The organism is Alphaproteobacteria bacterium (assembly GCA_024244705.1).
GTDB lineage: Bacteria > Pseudomonadota > Alphaproteobacteria > JAAEOK01 > JAAEOK01 > JAAEOK01.
Window position 1 is genome coordinate 57,707 of sequence record JAAEOK010000032.1, and the last position, 18,654, is coordinate 76,360.

Genomic DNA, 18,654 nt, shown 5'->3' on the forward strand with positions numbered 1-18,654 from the left:
ACAGTGTGGCGATCATGGCGGCCGTAGTGTCTTGGTCGGCCGGTGCGTATGCGAACCCCGGTTCTTGGGCTGGTGAATGGCCGCGCACCGATTTTGCCAAAGCCTCGATCGACTTCAACGAAATCCTTTCCGGTGGCCCGCCCAAGGATGGCATCCCCGCGATCGACCGTCCGCTTTTCGCGCCGGTCGAGGACGTTGCCCAGAAATGGGACTTCGGCGACGAGGAGCCGGTCATAACGGTCGCGATCGATGGCGACCTAAAGGCCTATCCGCTGCGTGTTTTGATGTGGCATGAGATTGTCAATGACACGATCGGCGGCGTGCCGATTGCGGTCACCTATTGCCCACTTTGCAATTCGTCGGTGGTATTCGACCGCCGGGTCGGCGATCTCGTGCTCGATTTCGGGACCACCGGCAAGCTGCGCAACTCCGATCTGGTCATGTACGACCGCCAGACCGAAAGCTGGTGGCAACAATTTCTTGGAGAGGCGATCGTCGGTGAGATGACCGGGACGATGTTGGACATGATTCCAGTGCGTGTCGAATCGTTCGAGAAATTCCGCGCACGCGGTTCACACGGCAAGGTCTTGGTACCGAACAACCGGGGTCTCCGCACCTATGGCGGCAATCCCTATGAGCGCTACGACAGCCGCAGTCGCCCATATCCATTTTTTCAAGGCGAAATGCCTGACGGAATTCCGCCGCTGCAAAGGGTGGTTGCGGTAGGAAACGAGGCCTGGAGCGTGGCCCTGCTACGCGAGGTCGGAGAACTTCGTAGCGGAGACCTGATCTTGACTTGGGAGGCCGGCCAAAATTCGGCCCTCGACACCTCCTGGATCGCCGAAGGACGCGACGTCGGAAATGTTGTTGTCCAGAGAGAAACCGGCAATGGGCGCGAGGATGTCGTGCACGACATCACATTTGCCTTCGCATTCCATGCCTTCCGGCCGGAAGGAACCATACACGTCCGCTGAATTCGAGCAACCGGCGCGGAATGGCTTTTCGGGGCGGACGGATTAACCTATATCTGTGCCACCGGATTTCTCCCGCAGAGGGCCGAAAGCCATGCCATTGGATATCGTTCATTCCGCCTGTCCCCATGATTGCCCGAGCACCTGTGCGCTCGAGGTCGAACGCCTCGATACCCAGCGAATTGGCAAGGTCAGCGGCGCGGCGGATAACACCTACACGTCGGGAGTCATTTGCGCGAAAGTCAGCCGCTACGCCGAGCGAGTCCATCACCCGGACCGGCTCGACCGGCCGCTCCGTCGGGTAGGTGAAAAGGGTATTGGACGCGACGCTTTCGAGGCCATCGAATGGGATGATGCGCTCGATATCGTCGCCGATGCTCTGGCACAGGCGGGCCAGCGCCACGGCTTGGAAGCGGTGTGGCCTTATTTTTACGCCGGCACCATGGGGCTGGTCCAACGCGATGGCATCGAGCGCTTCCGCCATGCACTGAAATATTCGCGACAGTACAGCACGATTTGCAGCACGCTCGCCGATGCCGGATGGATTGCTGGAACCGGCATCAAGCGGGGAACCGATAGTCGCGAGATCGGGGAGTCGGACCTGATCGTGATATGGGGCGGCAACCCCGTGTCGACCCAAGTCAACGTCATGACCCATATCTCGAAGGCACGGAAAGAACGCGGCGCGCGATTGGTTGTGGTCGATCCGTATCGCACCGGCACCGCCGCGGTTGCCGATCTCCATTTGCCGTTGCGACCCGGCACCGATGCCGCGCTGGCCTGCGCGGTCATGCATGTCGCATTCGCGGAAGGATATGCCGATCGCGACTACATGGCCGAGTACACCGATGCGCCGGACGAGTTGGAGCGCCATGTCGCGACGCGGTCGCCTGAATGGGCCGCCGACATTACCGGCCTGGATCCAGAGACCATCAGAGAATTCGCGCACCTCTACGGGCGCACGAAACGCAGTTTCATTCGGATCGGCTATGGTTTTTCGCGAAGCCGCAACGGCGCCGCCAATGTTTTTGCCGTGACTTGCTTGCCGGCGGTGACCGGCGCGTGGCAACAACGCGGCGGCGGGGCGCTCTATAGCAATGGCGGCCTGTATGCGCTGGACGATACTCTGATCCAAGGCCTCGATGTACGGGACAAATCGATTCGCTCACTAGATCAATCCCGCATAGGGCCGATTTTAACCGGCGATTCCACAGACATCGGCGACGGTCCGCCGGTCACCGCGTTGTTCATCCAGAATACCAACCCGCTTGTCGTGTGTCCGGATACCACGAAAGTGCGGCAGGGGTTCCTTCGTGACGACTTGTTTGTCTGCGTTCACGAGCAATTCATGACCGAGACGGCGGCGATGGCCGATATCGTGCTGCCGGCGACGACGTTCCTCGAGCACGACGATATGTACGTCGCCAGTGGGCATAGCCACTTGCAGGTAACGCGTAAAGTCATCGAGCCACTGGGCGAATGCCGCTCCAACCATCGAGTCATTTGCGCGCTGGCGAAGCGTCTCGGCGCCGACCATCGCGGATTTGACATGACGGAGTGGGAGATCATCGATTGGACGCTCAAGGCGTCGGGAAAACCCGGCGCCGACGTCGCTCATTCACAGCATTGGATTGATTGTGCACCCCCCTTCGAGACGGCGCATTTTCTCGATGGGTTCGCCTGGGAAGATCGCCGCTTTCATTTCAAGCCGGATTGGTCACGGGTGGGTAAGGCTCACGAGGCCATGCCGGCACTGCCCGATCATCTCGGAAATTATGATGCGGCGGACGAGGCGCATCCGTTTCGGCTTGTCGCCGCTCCAGCGCGCCAGTTCCTGAACTCCAGCTTTACCGAGACGCCGACCGCTCGCAAACGCGAGGGTCGGCCGACAGCGTTGATACACCCCGCCGATTGTACCGAATTGGGGCTGGTCAACGGTGATCGTGTACGCCTAGGCAACCGGCTGGGTTCGGTGGTTGTCCATGCCAAGCTTTTTGATGGCCTGCAGCGCGGTGTCGTTGTGGTCGAGAGCATTTGGCCCAATGCGGATTTCGAAGAGGGTGCCGGCATCAACACATTGGTGAGCGCGGATGCTGGCCCGCCGAGAGGCGGCGCGGTTTTCCACGACACCGCGATTTGGATGCGCCCGGCCTAGAAGCCGTTTTTCAAGAGTCTGGAACCGGCCGGTCACAATCCTTATCTTTGAATCAATGGGTAAGGACGACAAGCTACCGACAAAAGCGACCGATCGGGATATCGACGATTTCCTGAAAAAAGTCGCGTCGACATCCGTGATAAAGGCCGCCGGCAAGCGCGGACGGCTGATTTTTGCACTCGACGCGACCGCCAGCCGTGAACCGACTTGGGACAGGGCCTGCCACCTTCAGGGAGAGATGTTCGCGGAAACCGCCGCGCTCGGCGGGCTCGATATTCAGCTTGTCTACTACCGGGGGTTTGGCGAATGCCGCGCCTCCAAGTGGACCCGGCGATCCGAGGATCTCTTGCGTATCATGACCACCGTGTTCTGTCTCGGGGGCCACACCCAGATCCGGAAGATCCTGAAACACGCGATCAAGGAAACCCAGAATGAGAAAGTCGATGCGGTCGTTTTCATCGGCGATTGCATGGAAGAAGACGTCGATGCGCTCTGTCACCTCGCCGGCGAATTGGGGCTGCTCGGTGTGCCCGTGTTCATGTTCCATGAAGGTGGCGAGCCGATAGCGGCCAGGACGTTTCGCCAAATCGCTCGATTGACCGGCGGCGCCTATTGCCGTTTCGACGAGGGGAGCGCCAAACAGTTGCGCGAACTATTGAACGCGGTGGCGGTCTATGCCGCCGGCGGGCGAAGGGCCCTTGAGGATCTGAGCAAGAAACGCGGCGGTATGGTTCTGCAACTCACCCATCAGGTGCGATAGCGATCGACCGATGATCGCATATTTTGTCCTCGGAATTGCTCTACTTGCGGGGTTCCTGCTCCTCGCGCAGTGGTTCGTCAACGCCCAACCCACCGCCGTCATTCGCGCACTTAGATGGCTCGCGGTCGCGTTCGCCATCGTATTTCTTCTCGTCCTCGCCTTCACCAAGGCTTGGCAATATCTGCCGGCTTTGATCGTGTTTCTGTTGCCGTGGCTTAACCGTTTAAGGGCTGTCGCCAACCTGGCCAAGGCGGCACGCGGCCCGACGCGGGGACAGAAGTCCTCGGTAGATACTTCGTTTCTGCAAGTGTCGCTCGATCACGACACCGGCGAGATGCAAGGCTACGTGCTTCAAGGAGCCTTTGAAGGCCGATCGCTCGAGTCGATGGACCTCGATGAGTTATTGGTCCTGTACGCCGAATGCCGATCCCAAGACGAACAATCGGCGGCCGTACTGGCGGCATATCTTGACCGCCTTAACCCCGAGTGGCGCGAACGCACGACCGACGGCGGCCCCACGGCGAGCGCCGCCTCGGACGGCAAGATGACCTTGAATGAGGCCCGCAAGATTCTCGGACTCGGCGAGAATCCGACGGAGGCGGAAATCAAAGCTGCCCATCGCCGCCTGATGAAGCAGTTTCATCCTGATCAGGGTGGGTCCTCCTATCTCGCGGCCAAAATCAACGAAGCCAAAGAACTGTTACTTGGCAAGAATTAGAGGTGCTCCGAGAGGCCGTCAAAAATCGATGTAGGCCCCGCTTGCGCGGCCCTGTCCCGGTGTGGCACAAACGCCTTGCTCCGCGACCGCTTTATGGGGTTGGCAGCGGAGCTCCTGCGCTATTATTTGGCTAACACGGCCCTCCATGAGCAAGAAAGTCAGGAAAGCGGTTTTTCCGGTGGCTGGTCTTGGTACTCGGTTCTTGCCGGCGACCAAGGCGATCCCCAAGGAAATGTTGCCCGTGGTCGACAAACCATTGATCCAGTATGCGGTCGAAGAGGCCCGCAGCGCTGGAATCGAGGACATTATCTTCGTCACCGGCCGCGGGAAATACGCCATAGAGGACCATTTTGACAAATCCGATCAGCTTGAGGATGTGCTGCGCGCTCGCGGCAAGCACGATCTCTACAGCTCGGTTGCGGAAATGCTGCCCGGTCCCGGCCGTATCGCCTATACCCGGCAGCCCGAGCCTTTAGGCCTCGGTCATGCGGTTTGGTGCGCCCGTTCGTTGGTGGGAGAGGAGCCATTTGCGGTATTGCTGGCCGATGATCTGATCATGGCTGAGCCGCCGTGCCTCAAGCAAATGGTCGATGTTCACGCCGAGACCGGCGGCAATGTTGTTGCCGTGATGGACGTTCCCCGGGAACAGACCGATCGCTACGGAATTCTCGATATCGATTCCGACGATGGACGCCTGGTAACGGTCACGGGTTTGATCGAAAAGCCCGACCCGTCGGTCGCACCCTCGAACCTGTCGATCACCGGTCGCTACATTCTTGATCCCACTGTGCTTGATGAACTCGGCGCACAGCAAAAGGGGGCCGGCGGCGAAATTCAATTAACCGATGCCATGGCGGCAACGATCGGCCGCGTTCCTTTCCATGGGCTCCGTTTCGAGGGCCGGCGTTTCGATTGTGGTGACAAGGCGGGGTATGTCTTGGCCAACGTCGCCTTCGGCCTCGCCCGTGACGATTTGGCCGTTGATTTGCGAGCCGCGCTGGCGGCAGTCCTCGAGACCTACGAATAGGAGCGCCGCAATGCGCATTGCAATGATAGGTTCGGGATATGTTGGCCTCGTTTCGGGGGCCTGTTTTTCCGAGTTCGGGGTCGAGGTCGTATGCGTCGACAACGACAAGGACAAGATCGCCGCGCTCGCCGCCGGACGCATCCCGATCTTCGAGCCGGGGCTGGACGGACTCGTCGAAACCAACCGCACGGCCGGGCGGCTGTCCTTCACCACCGATCTTGACGGTGCAGTTCGCGGTGCCGATGCGGTTTTTATCGCGGTTGGGACGCCGAGCAGACGCGGCGATGGCCATGCCGATCTCTCATACGTTTTCGAGGCCGCCAAAGCTATTGCCAAAGCCATCGACGGATACACCGTCGTGGTGACGAAATCGACGGTTCCGGTGGGAACCGGCCGTGACGTTGCGCGAATTATTCATGAGACGCGGCCAGAGGCGGATTTCGATGTGGTTTCGAATCCCGAATTCCTACGCGAGGGGTCGGCCATCAACGATTTCATGCACCCTGACAGGGTCGTCATCGGAGCAGAGAGTGACCGCGCACGAGATCTGATGCGGGCGCTGTATCGGCCGCTTTATCTGATTGAAACGCCGATCCTGCAGACCGATCTGGAGACAGCGGAACTCACGAAATATGCCGCCAACGCCTTTCTCGCTACCAAGATTACTTTCATCAATGAGATCGCCGACCTCTGCGAAGCCATAGGAGCCGATGTCCATGGCGTGGCCAAGGGGATCGGGCTCGACAACCGTATCGGATCCAAGTTCCTCCACGCCGGTCCCGGCTATGGGGGCTCTTGCTTTCCGAAGGATACGCTTGCCCTTGTGCGGACCGCACAGGAGAAGAAAACACCGGTCCGTATCGTCGAGACCGTGGTCGAAGTCAATGACGTCCGGAAAAAACACATGGCCGATCGTATTATCGCGGCTTGCGACGGCAGCGTGGCCGGAAAGAGAATCGCGATCCTTGGCGTTACGTTCAAACCCAACACCGACGATATGAGGGACAGCCCGAGCCTCGACATAATTCCGGCTCTCCAGCAGGCTGGTGCCTCCATTCTCGCCTTTGACCCCGAAGGCATGAACGAGGCGAGCACCCTCCTGCACGGTGTGGAGTGGCGGGATAGTGCATATCAAGCGATCGAGGGGGCCGATGCTCTGGTAATCTTGACCGAATGGAATGAGTTTCGCGCCCTCGATCTTGACCGCATACGCGCGGCGCTAAGGGCGCCGATCGTTATCGATTTGCGCAATATCTATGAGCCCAGCGAGATGCTCGAAAAAGGCTTCCGCTACTCGAGCGTTGGCCGCGGGTCGCGGTCACCGGTAAGTGCCAATACGCGCAAAACCGCATGAGTGCCGGGCACCGATTGGACCCGACGATTCTGCGGGAATACGACATCCGCGGAATCGTCGGGCAAGACCTTGATATTCCCGATGTCTACGCGGCCGCCCGGGCCTTTGGCACGGTGATCGCCCGTGCCGGCGGCAGTTCGGTCGCGGTCGGTTATGACGGGCGCAAGAGTTCTCCGGGATTCGCAGATGCTGCCGTGAAAGGCATCTGCGATTGTGGGCTTGAGGCACTGTCGATCGGTCTGGGCCCGACGCCGATGCTGTATTTCTCGGTCAAGTCGCTGCCGACCGATGCCGGCTTGATGATTACGGGGTCACACAATCCGGCGTCCTACAACGGCATCAAGCTAATGCGTCATGAGGGTGCCTTTTATGGCCCGGACATTCGCGACCTTGGTCGAATGGCGAAAGTGGCCGACTATGCGGAGGGTAACGGACGAGTCCGCAACGTCACCGTTTTCGACGGCTATGTCATGAAATTGGCAGAGGCCTATGGTACCGAACAGGGTCTCAAGGTTGCCTGGGATGCCGGCAACGGGGCCGCCGGGCCGGCAATGGCTGCGCTCACCAAACGGATTCCCGGCGACCACATTTTGCTCAATGAGGCGATCGACAGCACCTTTCCCAACCACCATCCTGACCCCACGGTCGCGGCGAATCTGAACCAGCTTATTGAAGTCGTTCGGGCCGAGGGTTGCGACCTTGGCATAGCGTTCGATGGTGATGGAGATCGGATCGGAGCGGTCGACGGAGACGGAAGCATTGTCTGGGCGGATCAGTTGATGACCTTGTTCGCGGCCGATGTTCTCACCCGTCATCCCGGTGCGACGATCATTTCCGAAGTCAAAGCCAGCCAGGTTCTTTATGACGAAATCGAGCGACTCGGCGGCAAGTCCCTGATGTGGAAGACCGGCCATTCGCTACTGAAGGCCAAAATGGCGGAGACCGGCGCGCCATTGGCCGGGGAAATGAGTGGTCACATATTTTTCGCCGACACCTATTACGGGTTCGACGACGGGCTATACGCAGCAGTGCGGCTACTCGACATCCTGGCGCGGGGCGGGGAAACGCTGGCGGTGCGCATGGCACGGTTGCCGTCGGTCGAGAACACGCCGGAATTAAGATTCCAAGTCGATGAGGCCCGGAAATTTACGATCGTTGAAACCGTTCGCGATCAGCTCCGACAAGCGGGAGCGGAGATGAACGACGTCGACGGAGTTCGTGTAAAGACCGACGACGGGTGGTGGTTGTTGCGCGCCTCCAACACCCAAAATGTCCTTGTTGCCCGCTGCGAGGCGCTGGACGAGGCGGGCTTAGTGCGACTTAAGGCGGCGGTGGTGCAGGCCTTAACGGGGGCCGGTGTCGAGCTGCCGGATTTTTGATCTCTCTCTCGGCGGCCTTTGCGGGGCCCTGAGGTTCGAGATTGATGTTCCAGAGCCGACTTTCACCATTTGCCATTGTGGAATGTGTCGAAAATGGTCGGCCGAGCCGTTCATGTCCGTCCATTGTCCCGGTGTGGCGACCTTCGCCATCGACGAAAGCCTCGCGTGGTACAAGGGGCCGGGATGGGCGGAACGGGGTCTCTGTGAGCACTGTGGCAGCAGCCTGTTTTGGCGTTTGGCCCGGGATCACAGGCAATGTCGATCATGGCTGCGGACGTCTTCGACGACGCCGAAGATCCCCACAACTAAAATCTCGGAGAAATCAATCTATGCCCGGGATACGGATAGCAGGGAACGCTATTCGGCGGAGGCAAGGACGGCGTTTTTGGCCTGTTTGATTGCGATACAGGGCACGCGTTTCTTCTTCAAGGCCTTGCACGCCGCGCGCGCTTCCGGCTCCGAAAAGCCGACCAGCCGAGCCCGATATATCGGACGTTTGCGACCCTTGAGCAGGACGATCGCCTCTTCGGCATTCGTCGCCAAGCTCGGCATCTTGCTGGTGGCGACGTCGACGGCGTCGGCGGCCTTGTCTCGGTCGTAGTAGGCGCCTACTTGAATCGCCCAATCGCCCGTGATCGTCCGGTCTCCGAACGCCGGTTTTTCCGGCGGCCTCAGTACCGTGACGGTTGGCGCCGATACAAAACTAAAGGGCTTGGATTTGGGCAACACCAGCCCCGGGGTAACGGTCAGGCCGCCCGGCCGTAACTTCGGCAGGATGGAAGGGGAAGGCCCCGCCACTGCGACTTGTTTGGTAACCGGCTGCGGATCGGGTAGCTGCGATTCGATTACAGACTCCGGTCGTACCGCATTCACGGCAGTGACGACAGTTCCAGGCTTTGGCCGCGGTGTGATCACCTCTACGCTTTTTACCATGGGCCATGATTTGTCGAGGATCCGCTTCATATGGGAATCGCGCGAGCGAGACGATTTGCCGCCAAAAACGACACCGATCAGCCGCCGCCCATTGCGCTCGACGGATGTCACGAGATTGTAGCCCGAGGCACGCGTATAACCGGTCTTGAGGCCATCGGCGCCGCGATAGGACTTCACGACCCGGTTGTGGGTCCGATAGGTGCGGCCGCCCCAGCGAAACGAGTCCAGCGAGAAATAGTGGTAGTGATGTGGAAAGGTGAAATAAATCGCCTGGGCCAACCGCGCCATGTCTCGTGCGGTACTCAGTTGCTTCCGGTTGGGGAGGCCTGAGGCATTGGCGAAATTGGTTTTAGACATTCCGATATTGTGAGCCTTCGCGGTCATGAGACGCGCGAATTTCGCCTCGGTACCGCCCAGAGCTTCAGCGACCACAACGGCGACATCATTCGCGGATCGAATGACCAGTGCCCGAATCGCTTGATCCACTGTAATCGTGCTACCGCGCCGCAGCCCCAATTTCGATGCCGGCTGACGGGCCGCGCGGGCGGAAACCTTGAGCTTGCTCGCCTTGGTAAAGCGCCCTTCATCGACCGCCTCGAACAGCAAGAAGAGTGTCATCATCTTGGTCAGGGAGGCGGGATAGTTCCGCGTATCCGCATTGCGCGAATACAAGACCTGGCCACTATGACCGTCGACGACAATCGAAGCGTACTTGGCGGCCGCCGGTGCTATACCGAAAAACTGAATTGCCAGCACGGTGACGGCCACGACTGTCGCCAGCCGTCTCGCGCGGTTCTGGTTGATCTCAATCCCCAGTCGGAACATCGCGTTCTGTACGCCCTTTGTTGCGACCGCTACCCTTGCTTTAAGAGTCTAGAAAAATCAACGGCCTCTGTCCAGTTTACAATGCCGTACTTAAGGAAAAATTTCTACCGGCACCGCGGTAGGGATTGGCGCTATTTCTCACCGCCAACCAACGTCAGGCGGCCCGCGTTCTCAGGTAATAGATCTTCGCTCCAGGGACCAGGCGGCATTTCCTGAGCCAAGCTGGTCAAGCGCTCATTCCACCATTGGCGCTGCTGCTGTAGGTCCTCGTAATCATAGTGGCCCTCGTACCACCGGTCGTTCGCCATGTAATAGACCAAGATGTCGATTGGAAATCCGACATCGGCCGAGCTGGTGCGTGTCGAATCGAATGATAAATAGGCCAGCTTGATCGCCGTCAGCATAGGGGTTTCAAAGCGAAGTGCCCGATCGAGTATCGGTTTGCCGTAGGCCGTTGCGCCAATCGACAGATACGGCGTGCGTTCCGCAATTTCGACCCAATTTCCTTCCGGATAGATCAGGTAAACCGCGGGTTCCTTGTCGTCGCACAGCCTGCCGCAGAGCAACGTGTGGAGATCGAAACTGAGGTTCGAGTCTCGGATTGCGGTACGGTCCTCCTTGGCGACGCGGCGCAGGCAAGCGGCATACGCGCCGGCGGCGTCGAGCATCGCGGCAGGCCGGGGCAGGGTGCCGTCGGAAAATGCCTTGTCGAGGTAAGCCACCGTCTTATCGCGGACCGACCGCAGGCCGGAGGTCATGAGCAAGAAATCGCCTCCTTGCCCCTGAAAACGCGAAACTTTGCGGGCATTCGTGACCTGGCGTCCACTCGATATCCGGCTGTCGGACAGGGCCACGATGCCGTCTTTGATCTTGATGGCGAGGCAATACGTCACGGCAGCTCCAGGGCAGGCTACGGCGCGGATATTGGCATGTCCCCGGTTCCAGTCAAGCCGCTATTTCCCGGTTTCCTGCGGGTCGTGGAGTGCCCTCGACCAAAAATCAACGGGCCGCAGCCAAATACGCATTTGTGTTGTGAACTTGCGTAGGGCCTTTTAACCGGTGCCGCAAATCCAATATCATAGGAGGCGACAAACTCGTGCAACGATATTGTTCAGAAATTAGCGATTATCGGTCATAGCGGACAATAATGAGCGACAAGGATCGACAAGACGGTAATGGCACCGATACCGGGGTCGTCGTTCGGCCGAAGCCGAAGACAAAGAAGCCGGCTATGTACAAGGTCTTGTTGTTGAACGACGATTACACGCCGATGGAGTTTGTCGTATATGTGCTCGAGCGCTTCTTCAGCAAGGGACGGGAGGAGGCGACGAGAATCATGCTCCATGTCCACCGCAGGGGTGTTGGCATCTGTGGGGTATATACTTATGAAGTTGCAGAGACCAAAGTGACACAGGTCATGGACTTCGCGCGCCGCCACCAGCATCCTTTGCAATGCACGATGGAAAAGGAATAACGCCCCCATGCTCTCCCGAAACCTGGAACAGAGTCTCCACCGCGCGCTCGACCTTGCCAACCAGCGTAGCCACGAATACGCAACGCTCGAGCACCTGCTTCTGGCGCTTGCCGACGACCAGGACGCGAAAGCAGTATTCCATGCCTGCGGTGTCGATATCGACCTGTTGCGGCAAAACCTGGAAGACTACTTGGATAGCGAACTCGACTCGCTCGTCAGTCATGCCAACGAAGAGGCCACTCCGACCGCCGGGTTCCAGCGCGCGTTGCAGCGGGCGGCGATCCATGTCCAATCGTCGGGGCGCGAAGAGGTAACCGGCGCCAATGTGCTGGTAGCAATTTTTGCCGAGCGCGAATCCCACGCCGTGTACTTCCTTCAAGAGCAAGAAATGACCCGCTATGACGCGGTCAATTATATTTCTCACGGTATTGCCAAGGTCCCAGGACAGTCGGCGGCCGGCGGCGTCGACGGAGCGGATCCCGATGCCGCAGCGGAACAAGTCAACAAACAAGGTGACGAAGCGCTCCGCGCCTATTGCGTCAATCTCAACGAGAAGGCGAGCGACGGCCGAATCGATCCGCTTATCGGGCGCGAGGACGAGGTCGAGCGCACGATTCAAATCCTGTGCCGCCGACAAAAGAACAATCCCCTCTATGTCGGCGACCCGGGAGTCGGAAAGACCGCCATCGCCGAGGGCTTGGCCCGCCGCATTGTCAATCGCGAGGTGCCCGAGGTTTTGCAGGATGCGACCATATACGCCCTCGACATGGGGGCGTTGTTGGCCGGCACCCGGTACCGCGGAGATTTCGAGGAACGCATCAAGGCGGTGCTCTCCGAACTCCAGGCCCGCGAGGGAGCGATATTGTTCATCGATGAGATCCACACCGTCATCGGCGCAGGCGCTACCAGCGGTGGCTCGATGGACGCCTCGAACATGCTCAAGCCGTCGCTTGCGAGCGGCCAGCTGCGCTGTATCGGTTCGACCACGTACAAGGAGTACCGTAACTATTTCGAAAAGGACCGCGCCTTGGTGCGGCGTTTTCAGAAGATCGACATCTATGAGCCATCGGTCGAGGATACCGTCAAAATCATGCGTGGCCTAAAGCCTTACTACGAGGCGCACCACAGCGTGCGGTACACGGCGGAGGCTATTCGCGCCTCTGTTGAGTTGGCTGACCGCTATATCAACGACCGCAAGCTCCCGGATAAGGCGATCGACGTAATCGACGAGGTTGGTGCCGCACAATGGCTCAAGCCGGCGAAGAAGAGACGCAAGACGATCGGCGTCAAGGATGTCGAAGCGATCGTCGCCAAAATCGCACGCATTCCGCCGAAATCGGTATCGCGCGACGACAGCAAAGTGTTGCAGAATCTGGAGCGCGATCTTGGCCGGATGGTCTACGGCCAGCACCAGGCCATTCAATCTTTGGCCAGCGCGATCAAGCTGTCGCGTGCCGGCTTGCGTGAGCCGGAGAAGCCGATCGGCAGTTACCTTTTTTCCGGCCCGACCGGTGTCGGCAAAACCGAAGTGGCGCGGCAACTGGCGCTAACCTTGGGCATCGAGCTGATCCGATTCGATATGTCGGAATACATGGAGCGGCACAGCGTTTCGCGTCTCATTGGCGCACCGCCGGGCTATGTCGGTTTCGATCAAGGCGGATTGCTGACCGACGCCATCGATCAGCATCCCCATGCGGTGCTGCTACTCGACGAAATAGAGAAGGCGCATCACGACCTGTTCAATATCCTGCTTCAGGTCATGGATCACGGCAAGTTGACCGACCACAATGGTAAGACCATCGATTTTCGGAATGTGATCCTGATCATGACGACGAACGCTGGTGCGGCTGACTTGGCCAAACCTGCGATCGGCTTTGAACGCCATAGCCGAGAGGGCGATGATCAAGAGGCGATCGAGCGGCTGTTCACTCCCGAATTCCGCAATCGCCTGGACGCGATGATCGGATTCGCCGCGTTGAATCCGAAGGTCGTGCGACGCGTTGTCGATAAATTTATCATGCAGCTCGAGGAGCAATTGGCCGACCGCAGCGTGACTATCGCGTTGACCGATGCGGCCCGCGACTGGCTGGCAGAACGCGGTTACGATGATCGTTTTGGCGCTCGCCCGCTTGCACGATTGATCCAGGAGCAGATCAAGAAGGCACTGGCCGAAGAACTGCTGTTTGGCCGCTTGGTCAAGGGCGGAACCGTCTTGGTCGATTTGTCTGAGGGGGCGCTCACGTTTACCTATCCCGACGCAGATGAACCTTCGGGTGGTAAGAAGGAACCTGCCTACGTCGAATAGCGCGAGCGTTCGTCAAGATTTTCCGCTAAATCGAGCCCACCCCCGAAGCCAAGGCAGGTGATAGTCCATGCTCGATTTTCTCGACGAAATTCGCGTCGTCGACATCAGCCAATATGTGCCAGGGCCTTATGCGTCTTTGCAGCTCGCCGACATGGGGGCCGACGTGGTCAAAGTCGAACCGCCGGCGGGCGATCCGATGCGCACCTTCGGCGCGGTCGATTCCGACGGCATTTCGCCGCTTTACAAGGTCGTCAATGGCGGTAAGACCGTCGTCCGTGTCGACCTCAAGTCGGACGAGGGCAAGACCGTCTTCGAAAACCTGATTGCTGCGGCTGACGTACTGGTCGAGTCGTTCCGCCCAGGGGTCCTGGAACGCCTTGGCTTTGGCAGAGAACGCCTACGGGTGCTCAATCCCGCACTCGTCTACTGCGCCCTCTCCGGCTGGGGACAGACAGGTCCATACCGACATAAGGCCGGACACGATCTCAACTATATGGCCCTAGGCGGCGGCCTCGTGGCTTCTGGCACGCGCGAACGACCAGTCATGGCTTGGCCACCAACCGCAGACTACGCAAGCGGTGTGCAGGCTGCGGCGGCAATCTGCGGTGCGCTCGCGCGCCGCGCGCGGACTGGCGCCGGCGCGTTCATCGATACCAGTTTGGCCGACACCGTTTTGGCCTGGCAAAGCGGGGGCCTTACGGCGGCACAACGTCCGGAAATTGCGCCACGCCGAGCGGGTAACCCGATAAACGGCGGCGCCGCATGCTATCAGATCTACCGCACCCGGGATGGGCGCTTTCTGACGCTCGGTAATCTCGAGGAAAAGTTCTGGGTAAATTTTGCCATTGCGGCCGGCCGGCCCGAATGGGGTCCGCGGCAGTGGGAGCCGATGCCGCAGGAAGACCTTATTGCCGAGGTTCAGAGCGAGATCGAAAAGCGCTCGCTGGCGGAATGGGAGGCCATTCTGGACAAGGTCGATACTTGTTTTCAGGCGGCGCTCGAGTTTAGCGAAATCCCCGACCATCCTCACGTCCGTGCCCGCGCCTTGGCGCGAAACACCGGCAGCGAAACGGAACCGCGCGTCGAGGTGTCATTTCCGGCGATCGTCGACGATCGGCCGCCGCCGGCGAGGCCGCCAGTCAGGGAACTTTCGGCCACGGCGGTCGTGGAGCGGTGGCGGAGCGGCAATCAATAGCCGTCGTTGTGTTTTCGATCCGTCCTACCAATCCACCGTTACCGGAATTCGAGAGTAGTTTCGACGATATAGCGGGCGAGAAGATCGTGAGCGCGCCCGTTGGGATGCGGATCCTCGGGGTGGACCCGAAACTCTGGCGCGTCAAACCCGGGCGCCGGAATAATGGCGTCGATTGGGTGCACGTTAATGCCGTCGGCCGCCAGACGCTGGGCCAGCCCGCTGCCCGGATAGGATTTGGTGTCGGCGCGAAGCACGACGTGGAATGCGGCATCGGGATAGCGATCCGAGACGACGCGGCGTGATTCCTTGATTATCGCTGCCATCAGGTCGAGGTCGGAATTCCAAATTCTCTCTTTGACCAGCCTCCTGTAGAGGAAGGATTTATCCAGCTGATTGCGAATTCGGCGGCTACCGAACGTGTCTTGCAAAGCCCCAGTGTCGTTGAAATTCCCCTGCCGCACGGCGCGCCCGGCACCATCGAGTACGTATCGCGGACCTCGCTTGTCCCATCTCGCACGGCCGCTCGCGCGAATCGCATGATGGGGAATTGCCTGGTAGAAAACGTACTCCGGCCGGCAGTCGACAACGTCCTCGACCATGCCGCTTTCGAGCGCGGCCAGCATCTGGTGCGTACCATAGCCGTTGAGGCCGAAATTGTAGGTGCGGTACCGGCCCTCGGTCAGCACGCCAACCCTATAATGGACGGCATTCTCGTCGTCGACACCGACTCCGAAAGTCATCGATCCGCCAAAGAAGAGGATACAGGGTATATCGCGTCCGCCGGCGTCGGGCGGCGAAATACGCAGGCCGTTCTTACCGATCCGATACCGGGACTGGTAGAGCAATTCACCGTCTTGCCAGACAGCCAAACGGCCGTCGGCATTTGGCCGCGCGGCGTACCCAAGGTCCGAATGAGGTCGTGAAAACCCCGTTCGGTTGCCTTGATCATCGACGGCGATTCCGCGATGGATATTCAATTCTGCGGCGGTCCCATACGCATAGTAGAATTCGAACCCGCCAAGGACGGCAACCGCGGTGGCGCCGCAAATGGCTGCCGCCCTGATCGCCGGGGCCCTGGTCAGGAATGCCGCGGCGATAAATGCCAAGGCCCATGCAATGGAAATCCAGACATATGGAGTAGAAATAAATTTGAGCGCCGCGAGCGAAAATACGGCCGCCGCGACCATCGCGGAAAACGAAATCAACGAACGTCGTTTCATCAATTCGAATCGCGGGCTGCGTGCGCCCAGGATCGGCCCAGCCGGTCCCAAACCCTCGAGATGACATCGGATGGCGTCGATCCCCGCATCGCATCGGGCCTAGATCAAAGACAAAAACAATTTCGGTTGACGCTTGTTCTATTCGGCCAGATCACCGCGTAGTGCGCGATGGGCCCGCTTGGCCCATTCGTCAGCGAGCTCGTTATCGGGTGAGACGCCATAGCCGCCGTCGAGGTAAGTCTCCGCCAGCTTTTCCATAGCCGTAACATGGCCGGCGTCCGCCGCACGGTTGAGCCAAGCAAAGGCATTTTCTTGGCTGGCCTCGGTGCCATAGCCTAGGCGGTAGGATTCCGATAGTTCGAACATGGCCAGCTCCGACCCCAGTTCAGCCGCCTTTTGGAGCGCGGCGAAGGCCTCGTCCTTGCGGCCGACCTGAGCGAATATGATGCTGGCGGCGAGCTGTGCCTCGCGGTAGTCGGGCTCGAGTTCGATCGCGCGCGACAATAAATCGGCGCCATGCCTATATTGATGAAGCGCGATAAGCGTGACGCCGTAGTCGTATTGGGCACGCGCGTCGAGGGGTCGTTCGATGGCCAGCACCTCATATGCTGCTAGCGACCCGGCTTCGTCGCCGAAGACCAACAGCCCGCCTGCCAGCTGACGGCGCAGTTCGACATTATCCGGATCCGCCTCAAGAGCGCGCCGGCAATTGTCTACGATCCCGATTGGTGCCTCGGCTTCGCACAATGTGGCCAAAGGATTATCGGTCCCGAACGTGGTCGCCGGTGCGATCAGTGTCGTTCCCAATATGGCGGCTGCCCAAACCTTCCACATGTGCAACGGCTTGCCTGAAAACAATCCGGTACGTAGGGCTTTGGCGCGGTAGACCAGATTCATTCGGATGAGCCCCAATTCTTCAGTCTCTGTCATCACCGCCATTCCGGAATGGCATATGCTCGCTCAACGCTGCCATTTCAAAGGCGACGGCCTCACGTTCCTGCTCAAGGAAATTGCCTACCGCGCGTCGTAAGGCGGGATCGCCGATCCAGTGAGCGCTGAACGTCGCAACCGGCCGGTAGCCGCGGTGGACTTTGTGCGGTCCTTGCGCGCCGGCCTCGACATGGCGGAGGCCGTGTCGAATCGCATAGTCGATGGCTTGATAGTAGCAGGTCTCGAAATGCAGGAACCGATGTTGGTGGTTGCAACCCCAATTGCGCCCATAGAGCGTATCATAGCCACGAAAGTTGAGCGCACCGGCCACCGGGCCACCGTCGTCTTCGGCCATGAACAAAACGACGCGGTCGGCGAGTTTCTCGCCGATCAGATCGAAGAACGAGCGTGTCAGATAGGGGTACCCCCATTTTCGGTCGCTGGTGTTGTGATAGAAGCGAAAGAACGCGTCCCAATGAGCAGGCTGCAACGCAGCGCCGGAAAGCGAGCGCACGGTTAGGTCGGATTCAAGGGCGCGCCGGCGCTCCTTTCGAATATCCTTTCGCCGGCGAGAATTTAGCGACGCCAGGAATTCCTCGAAGTCTTCGTATCCGTCGTTTACCCAATGGAATTGCTCGCCGATGCGCTGGAGCATTCCGATTTCCCCGCACCGGGCAAACTCGTCCCGGGTGGGGAACGTGATGTGAAGCGATGAGATCTCCAGTTGCTGGGCAACCTGGATCATGGCGGAAACCAGTCCGTCACGGATACGTGATGTGTCTGTTCCCGGACGCGCCAAGAGCCGGGGGCCGGTCACCGGCGTAAACGGAACCGCACACTGCAATTTCGGATAGTACCGGCCTCCAGCGCGCTCGTAGGCGTCGGCCCAGCCGTGATCGAAGACATACTCACCCTGGGAATGGGTCTTCAGGTAGAGTGGTGCGCAACCCAGAACCTGGCCGTCGCCGCCTTCGATTGCGACATGATGCGGCAGCCACCCGGTTTCTGCAGCGACTGAGCCGCTGTCCTCGAGAGCCGAGAGAAAATCGAAGCTGACGAATGGGTTATCGTTGCCGGCGCAGGCGTCCCAGGAGTCTCGGCCGATCGCCGCAATGCGATTGACGGTACGAGCGGTGAGCGGTTCCAATCCATCGGGCATGGCCGATTATATGCGGATTCGTGCGGACGAAGAAAAGGTTCCAATTTAAGCCGAGCAAGCGATTGGGAGAGAAAAAAGGCCGGAATCCGGTTGCCCGGACTCCGGCCGCTCCGAACAGGGACAAGGAGGGGTAACCTCTCGCATCGATCGCTTGATCGACCCACCATGTGGCTTTCGCCACAAGGCAGGAGTTGGTGATGGCCGCGAGGCAACCTTTGCCCTGCTGGATTCCTGGCTTTATCTCCCCAT

The 18,654-nt window shown here is 59.5% G+C and carries 16 protein-coding genes; 11 read left to right on the forward strand and 5 right to left on the reverse strand.

The window, feature by feature from the left end:
• Positions 1–14: 14 nt before the first annotated feature.
• The 8 genes from GY791_02940 (at position 15) to GY791_02975 (ending at position 8,965) form a co-directional block, all read left to right on the forward strand.
• Positions 15–974, forward strand: coding sequence for a DUF3179 domain-containing protein (locus GY791_02940; GenBank protein MCP4327379.1), 960 nt, complete (start codon positions 15–17; stop codon positions 972–974).
• A gap of 91 nt (positions 975–1,065) precedes the next feature.
• Entirely contained in the window at positions 1,066–3,126 is a 2,061-nt protein-coding gene (locus GY791_02945; GenBank protein ID MCP4327380.1) for a molybdopterin oxidoreductase family protein, read from the forward strand.
• 43 nt (positions 3,127–3,169) lie between these two features.
• Entirely contained in the window at positions 3,170–3,886 is a 717-nt protein-coding gene (locus GY791_02950; protein ID MCP4327381.1) for a VWA domain-containing protein, read from the forward strand.
• A 10-nt stretch (positions 3,887–3,896) separates the two neighbouring features.
• Positions 3,897–4,604, forward strand: coding sequence for a DnaJ domain-containing protein (locus tag GY791_02955; protein MCP4327382.1), 708 nt, complete (start codon positions 3,897–3,899; stop codon positions 4,602–4,604).
• A gap of 145 nt (positions 4,605–4,749) precedes the next feature.
• A complete protein-coding gene (gene galU, locus GY791_02960) occupies positions 4,750–5,631 on the forward strand; it encodes a UTP--glucose-1-phosphate uridylyltransferase GalU (protein ID MCP4327383.1) in 882 nt (293 codons plus the stop codon).
• Between the two features lie 10 nt (positions 5,632–5,641).
• Positions 5,642–6,985 (forward strand): UDP-glucose/GDP-mannose dehydrogenase family protein, encoded by a 1,344-nt coding sequence (locus tag GY791_02965; GenBank protein MCP4327384.1) that lies wholly within the window; start codon positions 5,642–5,644, stop codon positions 6,983–6,985.
• The gene (locus tag GY791_02970; protein ID MCP4327385.1) at positions 6,982–8,364 is read left to right on the forward strand and encodes a phosphomannomutase/phosphoglucomutase; all 1,383 of its coding nucleotides are present in this window, start codon (positions 6,982–6,984) and stop codon (positions 8,362–8,364) included. Before GY791_02965 ends, GY791_02970 begins: the two co-directional genes overlap by 4 nt.
• An 82-nt stretch (positions 8,365–8,446) precedes the next feature.
• Positions 8,447–8,965, forward strand: a complete 519-nt coding sequence (locus GY791_02975) for a hypothetical protein (protein ID MCP4327386.1) — start codon at positions 8,447–8,449, stop codon at positions 8,963–8,965.
• Here GY791_02975 and GY791_02980 read toward each other — a convergent pair.
• Positions 8,722–10,122 (reverse strand): D-alanyl-D-alanine carboxypeptidase, encoded by a 1,401-nt coding sequence (locus tag GY791_02980; protein ID MCP4327387.1) that lies wholly within the window; start codon positions 10,120–10,122, stop codon positions 8,722–8,724. The two genes, GY791_02975 and GY791_02980, sit on opposite strands and share 244 nt — an antisense overlap.
• Positions 10,123–10,253: 131 nt before the next feature.
• On the reverse strand, positions 10,254–11,015 hold the full coding sequence (locus tag GY791_02985) for a peptidase (GenBank protein ID MCP4327388.1): 762 nt from the start codon (positions 11,013–11,015) through the stop codon (positions 10,254–10,256).
• A 254-nt stretch (positions 11,016–11,269) separates the two neighbouring features.
• Between GY791_02985 and clpS the strand changes: the two genes are divergently transcribed.
• The 3 genes from clpS to GY791_03000 all read left to right on the forward strand — a co-directional run bounded on the left by clpS (position 11,270) and on the right by GY791_03000 (position 15,096).
• Complete coding sequence (clpS, locus tag GY791_02990; GenBank protein ID MCP4327389.1) at positions 11,270–11,596, forward strand: ATP-dependent Clp protease adapter ClpS; 327 nt, start codon at positions 11,270–11,272, stop codon at positions 11,594–11,596.
• Between the two features lie 7 nt (positions 11,597–11,603).
• A complete protein-coding gene (gene clpA, locus GY791_02995; protein MCP4327390.1) occupies positions 11,604–13,901 on the forward strand; it encodes an ATP-dependent Clp protease ATP-binding subunit ClpA in 2,298 nt (765 codons plus the stop codon).
• A 67-nt stretch (positions 13,902–13,968) separates the two neighbouring features.
• Positions 13,969–15,096, forward strand: a complete 1,128-nt coding sequence (locus GY791_03000) for a CoA transferase (protein ID MCP4327391.1) — start codon at positions 13,969–13,971, stop codon at positions 15,094–15,096.
• Positions 15,097–15,134: 38 nt separating this feature from the next.
• On the opposite strand, the gene GY791_03005 is transcribed toward GY791_03000, so the two are convergent.
• The 3 genes from GY791_03005 to GY791_03015 all read right to left on the reverse strand — a co-directional run bounded on the left by GY791_03005 (position 15,135) and on the right by GY791_03015 (position 18,405).
• Entirely contained in the window at positions 15,135–16,316 is a 1,182-nt protein-coding gene (locus GY791_03005; protein ID MCP4327392.1) for a hypothetical protein, read from the reverse strand.
• Positions 16,317–16,454: 138 nt separating this feature from the next.
• Positions 16,455–17,246, reverse strand: coding sequence for a sel1 repeat family protein (locus tag GY791_03010; protein ID MCP4327393.1), 792 nt, complete (start codon positions 17,244–17,246; stop codon positions 16,455–16,457).
• Positions 17,233–18,405 carry an N-acetyltransferase gene (locus tag GY791_03015; GenBank protein MCP4327394.1) on the reverse strand — a complete coding sequence of 391 codons (1,173 nt, stop codon included), beginning with the start codon at positions 18,403–18,405 and terminating at the stop codon, positions 17,233–17,235. The genes GY791_03010 and GY791_03015 overlap by 14 nt, the downstream gene beginning before the upstream one ends.
• Between the last annotated feature and the right edge of the window lie 249 nt (positions 18,406–18,654).